Source organism: Klebsiella huaxiensis, from assembly GCF_003261575.2.
GTDB lineage: Bacteria > Pseudomonadota > Gammaproteobacteria > Enterobacterales > Enterobacteriaceae > Klebsiella > Klebsiella huaxiensis.
The window spans coordinates 4,308,923-4,324,242 of sequence record NZ_CP036175.1; the positions used below are offsets into that span (position 1 = coordinate 4,308,923).

Annotated in this window: 14 protein-coding genes; 3 read left to right on the plus strand and 11 right to left on the minus strand. The window is 58.6% G+C overall.

The window, feature by feature from the left end:
• Positions 1–80: 80 nt before the first annotated feature.
• Positions 81–845, plus strand: coding sequence for an SDR family NAD(P)-dependent oxidoreductase (locus DA718_RS20615; protein WP_112217267.1), 765 nt, complete (start codon positions 81–83; stop codon positions 843–845).
• 605 nt (positions 846–1,450) lie between these two features.
• On the opposite strand, the gene DA718_RS20620 is transcribed toward DA718_RS20615, so the two are convergent.
• Genes DA718_RS20620 through DA718_RS20635 form a run of 4 tightly spaced genes read right to left on the minus strand, consistent with a single transcriptional unit; the run spans position 1,451 to position 4,429 of the window.
• On the minus strand, positions 1,451–2,212 hold the full coding sequence (locus DA718_RS20620) for an amino acid ABC transporter ATP-binding protein (RefSeq protein ID WP_112217394.1): 762 nt from the start codon (positions 2,210–2,212) through the stop codon (positions 1,451–1,453).
• Entirely contained in the window at positions 2,205–2,870 is a 666-nt protein-coding gene (locus DA718_RS20625) for an amino acid ABC transporter permease (RefSeq protein WP_112217395.1), read from the minus strand. Before DA718_RS20625 ends, DA718_RS20620 begins: the two co-directional genes overlap by 8 nt.
• 14 nt (positions 2,871–2,884) lie before the next feature.
• A complete protein-coding gene (locus DA718_RS20630; protein WP_110273235.1) occupies positions 2,885–3,526 on the minus strand; it encodes an amino acid ABC transporter permease in 642 nt (213 codons plus the stop codon).
• A gap of 51 nt (positions 3,527–3,577) precedes the next feature.
• Positions 3,578–4,429 carry a transporter substrate-binding domain-containing protein gene (locus tag DA718_RS20635; protein WP_112217396.1) on the minus strand — a complete coding sequence of 284 codons (852 nt, stop codon included), beginning with the start codon at positions 4,427–4,429 and terminating at the stop codon, positions 3,578–3,580.
• A 234-nt stretch (positions 4,430–4,663) separates the two neighbouring features.
• Here DA718_RS20635 and pdxR point away from each other — a divergent pair, with 234 nt between their 5' ends.
• Positions 4,664–6,130, plus strand: a complete 1,467-nt coding sequence (gene pdxR / locus DA718_RS20640; protein ID WP_112217397.1) for a MocR-like pyridoxine biosynthesis transcription factor PdxR — start codon at positions 4,664–4,666, stop codon at positions 6,128–6,130.
• Here the strand turns inward: pdxR and DA718_RS20645 are convergent.
• Entirely contained in the window at positions 6,127–7,461 is a 1,335-nt protein-coding gene (locus tag DA718_RS20645) for an aminotransferase-like domain-containing protein (RefSeq protein WP_112217398.1), read from the minus strand. The genes pdxR and DA718_RS20645 overlap by 4 nt on opposite strands.
• A gap of 108 nt (positions 7,462–7,569) precedes the next feature.
• Here DA718_RS20645 and DA718_RS20650 point away from each other — a divergent pair, with 108 nt between their 5' ends.
• Entirely contained in the window at positions 7,570–8,460 is an 891-nt protein-coding gene (locus DA718_RS20650; protein WP_112217399.1) for a DMT family transporter, read from the plus strand.
• Positions 8,461–8,945: 485 nt separating this feature from the next.
• On the opposite strand, the gene DA718_RS20655 is transcribed toward DA718_RS20650, so the two are convergent.
• Genes DA718_RS20655 through DA718_RS20680 form a run of 6 tightly spaced genes read right to left on the minus strand, consistent with a single transcriptional unit; the run spans position 8,946 to position 15,303 of the window.
• Complete coding sequence (locus tag DA718_RS20655) at positions 8,946–10,214, minus strand: Zn-dependent hydrolase (protein WP_112217379.1); 1,269 nt, start codon at positions 10,212–10,214, stop codon at positions 8,946–8,948.
• Positions 10,204–11,388, minus strand: a complete 1,185-nt coding sequence (locus tag DA718_RS20660) for an amidase (RefSeq protein WP_112217378.1) — start codon at positions 11,386–11,388, stop codon at positions 10,204–10,206. The genes DA718_RS20655 and DA718_RS20660 overlap by 11 nt, the downstream gene beginning before the upstream one ends.
• Before the next feature lie 18 nt (positions 11,389–11,406).
• Positions 11,407–12,417 (minus strand): ABC transporter ATP-binding protein, encoded by a 1,011-nt coding sequence (locus tag DA718_RS20665; RefSeq protein WP_112217377.1) that lies wholly within the window; start codon positions 12,415–12,417, stop codon positions 11,407–11,409.
• Entirely contained in the window at positions 12,407–13,450 is a 1,044-nt protein-coding gene (locus DA718_RS20670) for an ABC transporter ATP-binding protein (protein ID WP_110273227.1), read from the minus strand. The genes DA718_RS20665 and DA718_RS20670 overlap by 11 nt, the downstream gene beginning before the upstream one ends.
• Before the next feature lie 3 nt (positions 13,451–13,453).
• The gene (locus DA718_RS20675) at positions 13,454–14,347 is read right to left on the minus strand and encodes an ABC transporter permease (RefSeq protein ID WP_112217376.1); all 894 of its coding nucleotides are present in this window, start codon (positions 14,345–14,347) and stop codon (positions 13,454–13,456) included.
• Between the two features lie 2 nt (positions 14,348–14,349).
• Positions 14,350–15,303 carry an ABC transporter permease gene (locus DA718_RS20680; RefSeq protein ID WP_112217375.1) on the minus strand — a complete coding sequence of 318 codons (954 nt, stop codon included), beginning with the start codon at positions 15,301–15,303 and terminating at the stop codon, positions 14,350–14,352.
• Positions 15,304–15,320: the final 17 nt, after the last annotated feature.

The following is a 15,320-nucleotide window of genomic DNA, read 5'->3' on the forward strand; positions in this document are numbered from 1 at the left end:
ATCGCCGCGCTCCGACTGGCCCTGTGCCCACGCGCGCGGCGTTTTTATAGTGGGAGCGACAACCTGCACAGGAGAATGAAATGGCAACGAGCAAAGTGGTGTTTATTACCGGGGCGACCTCGGGTTTTGGGGAAGCGGCGGCGCAGGTTTTCGCCGATGCGGGCTGGTCGCTGGTGCTGAGCGGACGCCGTGTTGAGCGACTAAAGACGTTACAGGATAAACTGGCCTCACAGGTCCCGGTGCATATTATCGAACTCGACGTACGCGATAGCGATGCGGTTGCCGCGGCCGTGGCAGCGCTGCCCGCTGAATTCGCCGATATCACCACGTTGATTAACAACGCCGGGCTGGCGCTGTCGCCGCAGCCAGCGCAGAAAGTGGAGCTGGAAGACTGGAAAACGATGATCGACACCAACGTCACCGGTCTGGTCAACGTGACCCACGCCCTGCTGCCGACGCTGATTAACCACGGCGCGGGCGCGAGCATCATTAATATCGGCTCTATCGCCGGGCAGTGGCCCTATCCAGGCAGCCACGTCTACGGCGCCAGCAAAGCTTTCGTGAAGCAGTTCAGCTACAACCTGCGCTGCGACCTGCTCGGCACCGGTGTGCGCGTGACCGACCTCGCGCCGGGGATTGCCGAAACGGAATTTACCCTGGTGCGCACCAAAGGTGACCAGGCGGCGTCGGATAATCTTTATCGCGGCACCACGCCGCTGAGCGCGCTGGATATTGCCGAGCAGATGTTTTATATCGCCACGCTGCCGGACCATATGAATATCAACCGGGTGGAAGTGATGCCGGTACGTCAGGCCTGGCAGCCGTTCGCAATCGACCGGGATTGAGCATAAACCTGCCCAATAACGCAACACCCTCACCCCAGCCCTCTCCCTGAAAGGGAGAGGGAGCAAAGACAGCCCGAGTCGACATGGGACATGTAGCCCGGACAGGCGCGTCAAGCGCCGCCTCCGGGAAGATTTTCATGCAGCAACTGAATCCCCCTGCAACAGAAAAACTCGCAGCGATGCCCTGGCGACCGCTGAAATCGGCGAACCGGAGGTCGGAAAACAAGGGCTGGCCGCCAGGGATGGCGGACAGAGGCGAATCGAGACATGGACAAAATTGCCCGGAGCAATTTTGAACAGCGCTTGCGCTGGCCCCGGATGGGCGAGTCCCAGGGATGGGACGAGTAGTGTCGAGTTGAGCCGACCGCAGGCTGAGGACCGGGAGGTGAGCGTAGTGCGCAGCACCGATTTCTTTGCGGGACCGCGGGGATTGTAAAGGGGGAGACGGTTTTCTCCCCCTTTACCCGTTCACGTTCAACAGAAATACATTTTCTGCGGGATAGCGGTGAACGGAATCCATATACATTCCCGGAGGCGGCGCTTGACGCGCCTGTCCGGGCTACAAAACCGCAGAGCCGTAGCCAGCCGCAACCCGGGGTTAACTGTTATCGGCTGCTCTGTAAAAACTGCCTGACGCGCTCGGAATCCGGGTTGGTGAAAAACTTCTCCGGCGGCGCTTTCTCAATCAACAACCCCTTCTCAAGAAACACCACTTCATCCGATACCTGACGTGCAAAGTCCATCTCGTGGGTCACCACCACCATGGTGTAACCCTCGGCGGCCAGCGCTTTCATCACACCCAGCACCTCATTGACCAGTTCGGGATCGAGGGCCGATGTTGGCTCGTCAAATAAAATCACCTCCGGCGACATCGCCAGCGAGCGGGCAATCGCCACCCTCTGCTTCTGTCCGCCTGAGAGCGTGATGGGGTAAACGTCGGCTTTATGCGCCATCCCCACTTTCTCCAGTTGCTGCATGGCAATAGCTTTCGCTTCATCACGCTTCATCCCCTTCACGTGCAGCAGCGCTTCGCTGACGTTCTGCTGCACGGTCAGATGCGGCCACAGATTAAAGCTCTGAAACACCATCCCGACCCGCTCGCGGATTTTCGACAGCTGGCGATGGGACATGGCACGGCCATTGTGTTCATCAATACCCAGCCGCTGGCCGCTGATGTGCACCTCACCGCGATCCGGCTGCTCCAGCCAGTTCATGCAGCGCAGCAGCGTCGATTTACCGGAACCTGACGAACCGAGGATACTTACCACGGTCCCCTTCTCTACCGTCAGGTTGATATCACGTAGAACTTCAATGTTATCAAACTGTTTAGAGACGTTTTTGACGCTTACAGCAGTCGTATCATGCATGGCTCATTCCTCTTCTGGCTCCCCAGGCGCTCAAACGTTTAATCAGCAGTTCCAGCAGAATGCTGACAGCCCAGTAGAGCCCAATCGCGACGATAAAGGCGTTAAACGGGATAAAATAAGTGGCCTGCACGCTGTTGGCCGCAGCGGTTATCTCCTGGACGGTGATAATGCTGAGAAAAGCAGTGTCTTTCAGGCAAATAATCAGTTGGTTACCCATCAACGGTAATGCGGAAGACAGGATATTGGGCAGAATAATGCGGCGGAATATTTTGTAGCGTGAAAAGCCCTGCGCCACCGCGGCTTCTATATAGCCACCTGAAAATACCCGGCGCTGACTGCGCAATATTTCAAAGAAATAAGCGCCGTGATAGATAATTAAGGCAATCAGCCCGGCGGTCCACGCCTCCATACTGATACCGACTTCCGGCAGGCCGTAATAGAGCAAATAGGCCAGTATCAAAAATGGAATGGCCCGCATTAAACTGACAAAGCCAATAATAAGCCGGTTAAGCGTTTTCTTTTGATATTCGGTTAAATAGCACAGCGCAATCCCGATAATTAATCCGGCAATGGCTGCGGTAATAAATAGCTCAAGGGTGGCGAGTAAACCGGCAATAAAGCTGTCGCGCACCGACCAGATAACGGCCCACTGATTCATAGCACCTCCTGTATTTATCGCGCCAGACGTTTCGCTTTACGCTCCGCCATCCCCTGCAGTTTCAGCAGCAGACCAATGATCACCACGTACAGCAGGCCCGCCGCCAGAATCGGCGAAAGAGGTTCATAGGTGACCGAAGAAATTCGGTTCGTTACGCGGGTCAAATCCACCACGCCAATCACCGCAATCGCCGGGCTGCCTTTTATCAGGAACGACATTTCGTTGACCAGCGCGGGTAGGCTCTCAATCCACATTTGCGGCAGCATGATATAGCGGAAGTAAGGCCAGCGACGCATCCCCACCGACTCCGCCGCTTCCCGCTGCTCGCGGGGGAAAGTACGAAAAGCGTTGCGCCAGATTTCGGCGTTGAAGGCCGAAGTATTGAGCGTCAGCGCCACAATCGCCGCGACGTTTTTATCGAGGTTAATCCCGACCGTCGGCAGAGAAAGAAACAGGAACAGCACCAGCGTCACCAGCGGCGTAGCGCGGGCCAGACTGATATAGACCACCAGCAGTTGATCGATAACCGGTACGCGTAGCATTCGCACCAGCGCAATCAGCAGGCCAATCACCACGCCAAAGGCGATGGCGATGGCCGAAATCCAGAGGGTCGTCCATGCGCCTTCAATCAGTAACTGCCAGGAAATTGCATCCATGAAGCCCTCCTTCACACCTTAACAGGCGGCGGTGACCCGCCGCAGAACACATTACAGACCGGCTAATTTATGGAACTGTTCCGGGCTGGTAATCGCTTCGGTCGGCAGGTCGTCATAAGTTTCGCCAAACCACTTTTTCTGCAGCTCGGCGAGCTTGCCGGTTTCCTTCATGTGGTTCATAAATTTGGTCATATAGGTCAGCAGCTGCGGCGAGTTTTTCGGGATCGGCCATGCCATATAGCCCGGACCGGAAACCGCCAGACCTTTGGCGAATACCTTTGGCTTAGCCTTTGCCAGGTCGTTGACCGAAATAACCACGTTAATCACGTAATCGAGGCGTTTGTTGGCGAGGTCGGCATAGGCTTCAGGGTAGGAAGGATATTCCACCACCGGCCCCAGTTTACCGCCGGTTTTCTCCAGCATCGCTTTCAGTTCCGGCAGACGCGCCAGCAGCGCGCTGCCCGCCTGAACGCCCACTTTTTTACCGCTCAGACTCGCAATCGTATCCAGTGAATTATCGCCAGCGCGTTTGACAAAATAGTGCTGTGCTGAAGCCCACGGCGGCGTGAAATCAAAGACTTTCAGGCGGTCGTCGGTAATCACCGCGCCGGTTAACGCCATATCGTACTGACCGGTGGAGACCGCCGCTAATAATCCGGTCCACGGCAAAATGCTCTGATCGACATTGAATTTCGCGTATTTACGTAATTCATCGAGCATATCTTTGTTAAAGCCATCCGCCTGGCCGTTATTCATAAAGTTAAACGGCGCGTAATCATCTTCGGTCGCGACTTTCAATGTGCCGGATTTTTCTATTTCCGGAAGATCGGCGGCAACTGCGTGATAAGAAAAGGCCATCGCCATGATGGCGCCAAGACACATTGAACCTAATGATTTTTTCATCAATCCACCCCTAATTAATTCGCCAGACGTGTTCATTCCAGAACATGAAAAGGTTTTGCAAAATATGTGCCGACGGAAGTTCCGGTCCGCGACTGATGAATACATTTTTAATTTAGGAACGGTTTTAAATTTCCAGATAGAGCCAGATTCACCGCGTGGATGTGTCAGTCATTTTCAGGATGGTATGGAATTTGCTCCAGTTCATGCACAGAGCGTTTGCGTAAGGAGCTAAGCATGATCCGACACCTGTTACACGTTGATTTCGACCCGCGCCGCGGTTTGCAGGAGCAGGTGCGCGAGACGCTGATTAACGCCATTCTGGGCGGCATTTTTTCCGCCGACATGCCGCTTCCCTCCTGCCGCCAGCTGGCCAGCCAGCTGCGGGTGTCGCGCAATACCACGGCGCTGGTTTTTGAGGGGCTGGTGAACGAGGGATATCTGGTAAGTCGCCCGCGTAGCGGGTATTACCTGCACCCGGATTATCAGCGCGCTTCCCCTTCCACTGCGCCGGAAGCTGCACCGCAGGACGAAGGTTCTGCACCACGCTGGGGCACGCGGCTGCAAATCACCCCCAGCCAGCAGGAGTCGATTCTGAAACCGGCGGGCTGGATGAACTACCGCTACCCGTTTATCTACGGTCAGCCGGATACCCGCCAGTTTCCGCTGGCGACATGGCGTTCAGCGGCTAACTGGCTGCATGGCGGGGTGCGCGATCCGGCGTGGGTGGTGGACCATATCGACCAGGACGTGCCGATGCTGATTGAGCAAATCCGCACCCGGGTACTGCCCAAGCGCGGCATTGTCGCCGCGCCGGATGAGATCCTGATTACCCTCGGTTCACAAAACGCGCTCTATCTGCTGACCCGCCTGCTGATGTCGTCGAAGACGCGAGTCGGCGTGGAGAACCCCTGTTTTCGCGAGGCCATCAACACCTTCCTGCTTGCCGATACGGATATCGTGCCGCACCCGGTGGATGAACAGGGGATCGTCCTCAACGATACGCCCTGCGATTACTACTATGTGACCCCCGGCCACCAGGTACCGACCGGCGTGGCGATGAGCAAGGCGCGGCGTAGCCAACTGCTGGAGCATGCTGCTCGCCATGATGCGGTCATTATTGAGGACGATTACGACTCGGAAAGTAACTTTATGCTTAACCCGCTTCCGGCGCTGAAGGCCAGCGATCGCAGCGGAAGAGTGGTCTACGTCAGCAGCCTGTCAAAGGCGCTGTCACCGGGTCTGCGGCTGGGCTTTATGGTCGCCGACCCGGACTTGATTGATGAAGCGCGGGCGCTGCGGCGGCTGGTATATCGCCATCCGCCGACCAATATTCAGTATCAGATGGCGCATTTCCTCGCCCAGGGCCACTATGAAACGCACCTGCGGCGCTACCATTACGACTCGGCCCAGCGCTGGGACAGGCTCAATAACGCGCTGCAACATCATCTGCCGGAATGCCGAATCATCCCCGGCAGCGAACATGCCAACGCGTTCTGGTTAGCCACGCCAGAGCAAATCAATACTCAGCAGTTGACCTGGCGCGCCGCCCACGCCGGGGTACTGATTGAACCCGGCGCGCGGCATTTTCTTAGCGACGCGCCGCCGGATAACTTCTTCCGCATGGGTTTCCATGCCATTAACCCTGACGCCATCGAGCAGGGGGTTGAAGTGCTGCGCGGTCAGTTGGCGCAGATGGGTTAGCGGTATTGTTCAAACTCTACGGCTTCGAGCACGCTGAGCAGCGCCGCACGCAGGCTATCAAGAGGAACGGATCCGAGGGCAATACGCAGCGCCTGCGGGACGTGGGTGGAAACACAAAACGGCTCGGCAGTCGAAACGGAAATATTACGCTCCATCAGCGTTTTCACCAGCCGATCGGCCCGGCTCTCCTCAGCAAGCGGCAGCCAAAGAAAGTACGAATCCGGATGGCTCACTAAGGGAAGCGCACCGAGAACCTCACGGGCAACCCGCTGCCGCTGCCGCGCATCCTGTCGTTTCTGCGTTTCAAAGCGTGCAACCGTGCCGTCTTCAATCCAGGCGCAGACCAGCGAACTCATCAGCGAAGGGGTATTCCACGTCGTGGCGCGGATAGCGCGCTCAATCTCGGGTCGGCAGTGCGACGGGCAGATAACCGCCCCCACGCGCAGACCAGTAGCTACATTTTTGGAAAAACCGGTGACATAGACCGTTCTTTCCGGCGCATAGCTGGCCACCGGGGGCGGCGGATGACTAACCAGCCTGGCGTATGCGGCATCTTCAATAATCAGCAGATCGTGCTGGCGCGCAAGATCTGTCAGCACTTGCCGCTGGCGAAGACTGAGCACCCAGCCGAGCGGATTATGCAGCGTCGGCATGGTATAAACCGCCCGTACGTGCCGCTGCTGGCATAGTTGATGAAGCGCATGGAGATCCGGTCCCTCGGCGCTACAGGGAATTGCCACCAGCTCCAGATGATACATCGCCGCCAAAACCTTAAAGCCCGAGTAGGTTAGCGCATCCACCGCAACCACATCGCCCGGTCGCAGAAGCCCCATCACGGTCACCGCCAGCCCGTGCTGAGCGCCGTTGACGATCAGCACATTTTCCGCGTCAGGAGCAAAGCGGTTGCCGGTCAAATGACGAGCGATAATTTCACGCTCTGCGAACCGCCCGGCATGGGGTTGATAGCGCAGGTGAGAGTCAATATCTCCCGCCATCGCTAGCTGTTTGAGTGCTTCGCGCAGCGCATCCCCTTGCCCCGGCAGCGAAGGATAGTTGAAGTTCAGATCCACGACATCGGCAGCTATCACCTGCTGATCGACGCCATGCCCCGGCGGGAGCGAGATGTCGCGTACAAAGGTTCCGCGCCCGGTTTCGCCGCTCACCAGACCCATCGCCTCCAGTTCGTGATACACGCGCGTGGCCGTGGCCAGCGAGATATGTTCATCTGCCGCAAGGGAGCGATGCGTTGGCAGACGGGTTCCGGCGGACATCTGCCCGCTATGAATCTCCTGCGCGTAGCGATCAACAATGGCTTTGTATCGGGCTTTCATCGGTGAATGTATCTATGACAATAATTTGATTGTATTAGATTGAGCACACTACCATCACCTCAGACATTGCTCAAGTCAGTACAGCACATCCAATATAGCGAGGTTAACGTGGTAGATTCAGCGGTTCACAAAACAGATCCGGGATCATGGTCGGGATGGCTCAACGGTTTACTGGGGGTCATCATTTTTAGCGGTTCACTGCCCGCGACGCGTCTGGCGGTGCTGGATATGGACCCGTTCTTGCTGACTTTTCTGCGCGCCTCTATCGCCGGGATGCTGGCCATCATCCTGGTGGTGAGTTTTCGCCAGAGACGCCCGCGCCTGTCGCAGCTTTTCCCGCTGGTGATTATCTCATTGGGCGTGGTGATTGGTTTTCCGCTGCTGACGGCGCTGGCCCTGCGGCATGTTAGTTCTGCGCATTCGATAGTTTTCATCGGGCTATTACCGCTGATGACGGCAATTTTTGGCGTGCTGCGTGGCGGGGAACGTCCACGTCGCACGTTCTGGGCTTTTTCTATTATTGGTAGCCTGCTGGTGGCGGGGTTCGCGCTAACGCAAAATGCGGTCACGTCGCTCATCGGCGATCTGCTGATGCTCGCGGCGGTTATCGCCTGCGGCCTGGGCTATGCCGAGGGGGCAAAGCTGACGAGGGAGCTTGGTGGCTGGCAGGTGATTAGCTGGGCATTGATTATTGCGCTGCCTTTTATGCTGGTTGCCTCCTTGATGACCCAGCCAGCGTCATGGAGCGCGATATCGGCATCAGCCTGGGCCGCGCTCGGCTATGTGTCGCTCTTCAGCATGCTGATTGGTTTTATCTTCTGGTACAAAGGGCTGGCTATTGGCGGTATCGCCGCCGTCGGTCAGCTTCAGCTACTACAACCATTCTTCGGGCTTGCTCTGTCGGCAGCGCTTTTGCACGAAACCGTGAGCCCAGTGATGTTGGCGGTGACATTGGGAGTGGTTCTGTGCGTTGTCGGCTCGCGTAAATTTAGCCACTAAAGAAGTTCCCGGAGAAGGGGTCTGGTAGCCCGGACAGGCGCGTCAAGCGCCGCCTCCGGGAATGTATATGGATTCCGTTCACCGCTATACCGCAGAAAATGTATTTCTGTTGAACGTGAACGGGTAAAGGGGGAGAAAACCGTCTCCCCCTTTACAATCCCCGCGGTCCCGCAAAGAAATCGGTGCTGCGCACTCCGCTCACCTCCCGGTCCTCAGCCTGCGGTCGGCTCAACTCGACATCACTGTCTCGATTCGCCTCTGTCCGCCATCCCTGGCGGCCAGCCCTTGTCTTCGGACCTCCGGTTCGCCGATTTCAGCGGGCGCCAGGGCATCGCTGTGAGTTTTTCTGTTTCAAGGGGGATTCAGTTGCTGCATGAAAATCTCCCCGGAGGCGGCGCTTGACGCGCCTGTCCGGGCTACAAAATCATAGACGGCTGGAAACACGTAGCCCCGGTAAGCGCAGCGCGACCGGGGAGAACGACGGTCTACACCGCTCGCGCGTACTGCAGCATCACCTGCAGCAGCACGTTTGCCCCTGCCTCAACATGTTCCGGGGAAGCATACTCAATTTCGTTATGGCTGATGCCGTCCTTGCAGGGGATAAAAATCATCCCGGTCGGCGCCAGATAGCTCATATACACCGCGTCATGACCAGCACCGGACACAATCTCCCGTGCAGGATACCCCAGACGCTGCGCGGCTCCGGCAATCGCCGTCTGGCAATCCGGGTGGAACGGTGCTGCCGGATAGTGGCTCACCTCTTTCAGGGCCACCTTCAGGCCGCTCTCCTGCTCGACGCTACCGATAAACTCTCGCAGTTGGCGGTCCATCTCATCCACCAGCGCATCGCTAAGATTGCGCATATCAATCGAAAAGGTCACCTCGCCAGGCACCACGTTGCGGCTGTTCGGATAGACCTGAACCATCCCTACCGTACCGCGCCCCTCTTCGCTACGTCCGGCAATCGCCACCACCTCCTGCATAATGCGGGTCGCGACCTGTAACGCATCCTGGCGCAGGCGCATCGGCGTCGGCCCGGCGTGGGACTCCAGACCGGTTACCACGCAGTCATACCAGCGAATACCCAGCACACCCTGCACGATACCAATGATTTTCTCTTCATCTTCCAGAATCGGCCCCTGCTCGATATGCGCTTCGAAGTAAGCGCCAATCGGATGGTCGCCTGGCGCCTGGCTGCCGATATAGCCGATGCGCGCCAGTTCCTCGCCCACGGTTTTGCCTTCCGCATCCTTCGCAGCGTAGATGGTCTCCAGCGGAAATACCCCGGCAAACACCCCGGAACCCATCATCACCGGCACAAAACGCGAACCCTCTTCATTGGTCCAGAACACCACTTCAATCGGCGCGTCGGTTTCAATCTCCAGATCGTTCAGGGTACGCACCACCTCCAGCGCCGCCAGCACGCCGTAGTTACCGTCAAATTTGCCGCCGGTTGGCTGGGTATCAATATGGCTACCGGAAACAATCGGCGGCAGCGCCGGATTACGCCCTTCCCGACGCATAAAGACGTTGCCGATTTTATCTACGGTGACGCTCATCCCGGCCGCCTGCGCCCAGCTAATGACCAGATCGCGCCCCTGCCGGTCGAGATCAGTGAGCGTCAGACGACAGCAGCCCCCCTTCGGCGTGGCACCGATTTCCGCCAGCGTCATTAGCGAATCCCACAGGCGCTCGCCATTAACACGGCTATCGGTGGTCTCAGTCATCGGGGTAAAAAGGACATCACTGCTCATTTCGGTCTCCTTGCATAAACGCGGTGGCCAGCTCAACCAGCAGGCGATCGCTGCCGCGTGGCCCTAAAAATGAAATCCCCAGCGGTAAACCGCCCACCTGAGTAACCGGCAGCGTCACCTGCGGACGCTGGGTCATTACGGAAATTAACAGCAGGTCGTGGGACAGGCGGCGAACCGCTTCTATCTCTTCAGCCTGCGCCGTCAGCAGCGGCGCGCCGTCGGGAACCGTTGGCATCACCAGCACCGCATCGCCGAGCTGTGCGTCCCACCAGGCGCTAAACCGTTCGCGCAACTGACAGGCGGTTTCAAACTGCTCGCGAGTCACCGCTTTGCCCCAAAAGAAGCGTTCGCGCACATCCGGACCCAATTGCAGGCTGTAGCGCTCAATAGTTTCCCCCTGCGCCTGCCACGCTTCGTAGCCCTGAATCTGGCGGAAGGCGAGATAGATATCGTCCACCTCCGGCAGCGATTCGCTCAAGGGTGAAACCGTGCCAAAAAAGTGCCCCAGCCGCTGGCGAACCGGTAGCAGGGCCTGCTGACTGCGCGGCGGCAGACGGGAAAAAAGCCCATCATGGCTGGCCAGCCGAACGCGGCTAATATCCACTCTCTCATCACTGAACAGACAGGCGGCAACGGCAGAAAAGACTTCCGGCGAGCGGGTGAAGAAGCCGCAGGTGTCCATGGTGGCACACAGCGGCTGACAGCCGTCGAGGGAGATTCTCCCGTGGGTCGGACGCAGGCCGTACAATCCGCAATAGCTGGCGGGAGTGCGTACCGAGCCGCCGGTATCGCTACCGAGGGCAAAATCACAGGCATCGTTCGATACCGCCGACGCCGAGCCGGACGAAGAGCCGCCGGGAATATGATTGGGCGCGGCCCCGTTGCGCGGGGTGCCATAATGCACGTTGTGCCCGCTCATCGAATACGCCAGCTCGCTGGTATGGGTTTTACCGATAAAGCGCGCGCCGTTATCCAGCAGCGTTTGCACCACCGGGGCGGTGCGTTTTTTAATTCCGGACAGCGCCAGCAGGTGCGGATTGCCGCCGCCGGTCGGGTAGCCCGCCACGTCGAACAAATCTTTGACCGCAAAGGTCAGCCCGCTCAGCGGTCCGCTTAAGGCATGCGCCACCGGGTGCGCCGGATAGGGCATAAAGGCGCGAAGGTCATCCTGCATGTTAGTCTCCTCTGTGATTCAGGCGTAAAGCGCCTGGTTTTCAACGGATGCATTCAGCTCCCGCCAGCGATGGCAGCTCACCACGTGACGCGACCCTACCTGTTCTGTCGTTGGTTGGCTCTCAGCGCAGGCCGGTCGCGCGTGCGGGCAGCGCTCGGCAAAGGCACAGCCAGGCGGCAGGCGCGAGAGATCGGGCGGCGAACCGGGGATGCAGTGCAGCGCGTCGCCCTTTTTCAGCCCCTCTTTCGGACGGCTGCCTAACAGCACCTGGGTATAAGGATGGCGAGGACGATATAAAATGTCCTCAATCGACGCCTCTTCAACGATGCGCCCGGCGTACATCACCGCCACCCGGTCGGCAATCTCCACTGCCGCGCCGATATCGTGAGTCACGAAGATAATCGACAGATCGCGCTGCTTTTGCTGCTCGCGCAGCAGGATCAGGATCTGGATTTGCACCGTCGCATCCAGCGCGGTGGTCGGCTCATCCGCCAGCAGCAGCTGCGGATTGCAGGAGAGCGCAAGAGCAATCATTGCTCGCTGGCGCATCCCGCCGGACATCTCGTGCGGATAGGCGTCCAGCCGCCGCTCGGGGCTGGGGATGCGCACCTGGCGCAGCGCTTCCAACGCCCGCTCCAGCGCAGCCTGACGCGACAACCCTTCGTGGCGGCGCAGCCCCTCAACAATCTGCTGTCCCACGGTATAGACCGGGTCGAACGCCAGCAGCGGCTCCTGAAAAATCATCGCACAGCGCGCGCCGCGATAGCGCCGTAGCTGCGCGGCGCTCATAGACAGCACCTCTTCCTCTCCGACTTTCAGGGTACCGGAAAGCACACTGCTTTTCGGCGGATGCAGCCGCATCAGGGCGCGCAGAGTGACGCTTTTCCCGGAGCCGGATTCGCCGATCAACGCCATCACTTCGCCCTTTTGCACATCAAAGGAGACGCCGTTAACCGCGTTGACCGTCTGGCCGTCGCGGCGAAACTCCACCCGCAGGTCGCGGATATGGACATAAGCTTCATGCGACATGGCTCACCTCCTGGATGGCGATATTCTGGTGCCAGGGCGACGCGGGCTGCGCCATCAGGCAGGCGCTTTGATGTCCTTCACCGACGCTTTCAAGCTTTGGCTTCACCTGCGAGCACACCGCTCTGGCATGCGGACAGCGGGTATGAAACCGGCAGCCGGAAGGGGGTGAAATCGGGCTGGGCGGATCGCCGCTCAGCGGGGAGGTTAAGGTGCGATGTTGCGGATCCATCGACGGCATCGAGCTTAATAACGCGCGGGTATAAGGGTGCGCCGAGGCGGTAAACAGCTGCTCCGCCGGGCCAATCTCCACCACCTCGCCGAGGTACATCACCAGAATGCGATCCGACAGCCAGCGCACCACGTGCAGATCGTGACTGATAAACACATAGGTCAGCGCCAGCGTTCGCTTAAGCTCCTGCAACAATTGCAGCACCTGGGCTTCAACCGATTTATCCAGCGCCGAGACCGCTTCATCGAGAATGACCAGCCGGGGCTTCATCGCCAGCGCGCGGGCGATGTTGACGCGCTGGCGCTGGCCGCCGGAGAGCGCGTGCGGGTAGCGATGGGCAAAGCGCCCAGGCTCGAGGCCGACGTGCGCCAGCAGATAGCGTGCATATTCGCTGGCCTCTTTGGCGCTAACGCCGTGTACCCGCTGGCCGAACGCGATGCTCTCTTCCATGGTCATGCGCGGATTCAGCGACGCGTAGCTATCCTGAAAGACCATCTGCACCTGACGGCGATACTCTTTCATCGGCAGGCGCGATGAACCAACCTCCAGGCCATCAAAAATCAGCTCGCCGCTATCCTGCTTAAGCAGTTGCATCAGCAGCCGGGCGGTGGTTGATTTACCGCAGCCCGACTCCCCTACTACGCCAAGGGTTTCGCCTTTGACCACCGTAAAGCTAACGTCATCCACCGCCTGCACCACTTCGCGCTTTTTGCCGCCACCGGCAGGAAAGTGTTTCAGCAGATTGTTGACCTTCAGCAGCGGCTGAGCCGGTCCGCCGAGGTCGATATTGATAAAGGGTTGCATCGCTTACTCCTTAATCGCCATTGCCGCACGCAGGCGGTCCGCGAGGATATTGAACGAAATGGAGGTGATAAAAATCATCAGGCCGGGCAAGGCCGCCACCCACGGCTGGGTATAGATTGCCGTGCGCAGGGTGTTGAGCATCAGCCCCCACTCCGGCTCAGGCGGGCGAACGCCAAGACCCAGAAAAGAGAGGCCGGAAGCGAGGATCATGCACACCGAAATCAACCCGGTAGAAAAGACGAAAATCGGCCCTAAAACGTTGCCCAGCACCTGCACGCGAATAATAGTGAGCGCGCTGGCCCCGGTGGCGCGGGCGGCGTCGATATAATCCATATGCCGCACCTGGGCGGTGACGCTTTCGGCGATACGCGCCACCTGGGGGACAAATACCAGGGTCAGCGACAGCAGCGCGTTGCCAATACCCGCCCCCAGCGCACCGGAGAGCGCTATCGCCAGCAGAACCGAGGGAAACGCATAAAACACGTCGACGGTGCGCATAATAAGGGTGTTGGTTTTACCGCCCGCATATCCGGCGATAATGCCGATCGCGCCGCCGATAAAAAAGGCGAACACCACCGGAACGATGCCCATAAACAGCGACAGGCGGGTGCCAAGAATCAGCCTTGAGAGCATATCGCGCCCCAGCTCATCGGAGCCCAGCACAAAGCCGTCGGAGCCAATCGGTTTAAGGCGTAGAAACATCGATGTCTGATAAGGGTCTTTGACTATCAGCCACGGACCAAACAGCGCCAGCGCCAGCAGAATCAGAATGATCGCCCCAACAAAGACCCCGCCGGGGTCGCGCAGCAGTCGGCTAAACACGCCGCGCCAGTAGCCTTGTCTGGCGACCGTCGTTGCAGAAACGGGAATGCCTTTGGTTGTCACGGTATCCACCATCGTCAGCTCCTCTTAATTCGCGGGTCGAGAGTGGTTTGCAGAATATCCACCAGCAGATTGAGCAGCACAAAGAACAGCGCCAGCACCCAGATGGTGCCCTGCAATAGCGGCAGGTCACGCTGGAAAATGGCGGTGTTTAGCAGCATCCCGGTACCGGGCCAGGAGAAGACGGTTTCCACCAGAATCGAGCCGCCCATCAGATAGCCAACCTGCAGGCCCATTACCGCCAGCGCGGTCGGGGCGGCGTTTTTCACCACGTGCAGAAAGATTCGCGACTCGTTAAGCCCCCGGGCGCGCAGGCCGACGATAAACTCCTGGCTAAGAATATCCGCCACTTGCGAACGGACGGTGCGGGCAATAATCCCGGTTGGGATCACCGACAGCGTAAAAGCAGGCAGCAGCATAAACTGCAGATGTTCCCAGTCCCACTGCCAGCCCACCTCGCCAATCGGCCCGCCGCCGGTGGCCGGCAGCAGCGCGAGTTTGACGCTAAAAATGATGACCAGCAGCATCCCCAGCCAGTAGTGCGGCACGCTAACGCCAAACACCGACAGCACCGAAGCCAGGCGGTCGATAATGCTGTTACGAAAGTAACCGGCGACAAAACCAAACAGGCTACCCAGCACAAAGCCAATCACCGTCGCCAGCAGCGCCAGACGCAGAGAGTAAGTCACCGCCGTCATCACTTCGCCAATCACCGGGCGCCCGGTGGCGACCGACATACCCAAATCGCCGTGCAGCGCCCGCCATAGCCAGTGAACAAACTGCAGCGGCAGCGGTTTATCAAAACCGTAGGCCTGCATTAAGGTCTGACGCAGCGCTTCCGAGGCGTCCGGCGGCATCACCGACACCAGCGGGTCACCCGGTGCTATTTGCACCAGCATAAAACAGATTACCGCCACCCCAAGCATGGTGGGGACGGCCAGCAGGATGCGATATAGCAGCGTATTGATCATCTCTTGCTCCCGTGACG

What these genes read in the sequence shown, in the direction of transcription:
- DA718_RS20615 (WP_112217267.1), top strand. Translation starts at nt 81, where the DNA reads ATGGCAACGAGCAAAGTGGTGTTTATTACCGGGGCGACCTCGGGTTTT.
- DA718_RS20620 (WP_112217394.1), bottom strand. Translation starts at nt 2,212, where the DNA reads ATGCATGATACGACTGCTGTAAGCGTCAAAAACGTCTCTAAACAGTTT.
- DA718_RS20625 (WP_112217395.1), bottom strand. Translation starts at nt 2,870, where the DNA reads ATGAATCAGTGGGCCGTTATCTGGTCGGTGCGCGACAGCTTTATTGCC.
- DA718_RS20630 (WP_110273235.1), bottom strand. Translation starts at nt 3,526, where the DNA reads ATGGATGCAATTTCCTGGCAGTTACTGATTGAAGGCGCATGGACGACC.
- DA718_RS20635 (WP_112217396.1), bottom strand. Translation starts at nt 4,429, where the DNA reads ATGAAAAAATCATTAGGTTCAATGTGTCTTGGCGCCATCATGGCGATG.
- pdxR (WP_112217397.1), top strand. Translation starts at nt 4,664, where the DNA reads ATGATCCGACACCTGTTACACGTTGATTTCGACCCGCGCCGCGGTTTG.
- DA718_RS20645 (WP_112217398.1), bottom strand. Translation starts at nt 7,461, where the DNA reads ATGAAAGCCCGATACAAAGCCATTGTTGATCGCTACGCGCAGGAGATT.
- DA718_RS20655 (WP_112217379.1), bottom strand. Translation starts at nt 10,214, where the DNA reads ATGAGCAGTGATGTCCTTTTTACCCCGATGACTGAGACCACCGATAGC.
- DA718_RS20660 (WP_112217378.1), bottom strand. Translation starts at nt 11,388, where the DNA reads ATGCAGGATGACCTTCGCGCCTTTATGCCCTATCCGGCGCACCCGGTG.
- DA718_RS20665 (WP_112217377.1), bottom strand. Translation starts at nt 12,417, where the DNA reads ATGTCGCATGAAGCTTATGTCCATATCCGCGACCTGCGGGTGGAGTTT.
- DA718_RS20670 (WP_110273227.1), bottom strand. Translation starts at nt 13,450, where the DNA reads ATGCAACCCTTTATCAATATCGACCTCGGCGGACCGGCTCAGCCGCTG.
- DA718_RS20675 (WP_112217376.1), bottom strand. Translation starts at nt 14,347, where the DNA reads ATGGTGGATACCGTGACAACCAAAGGCATTCCCGTTTCTGCAACGACG.
- DA718_RS20680 (WP_112217375.1), bottom strand. Translation starts at nt 15,303, where the DNA reads ATGATCAATACGCTGCTATATCGCATCCTGCTGGCCGTCCCCACCATG.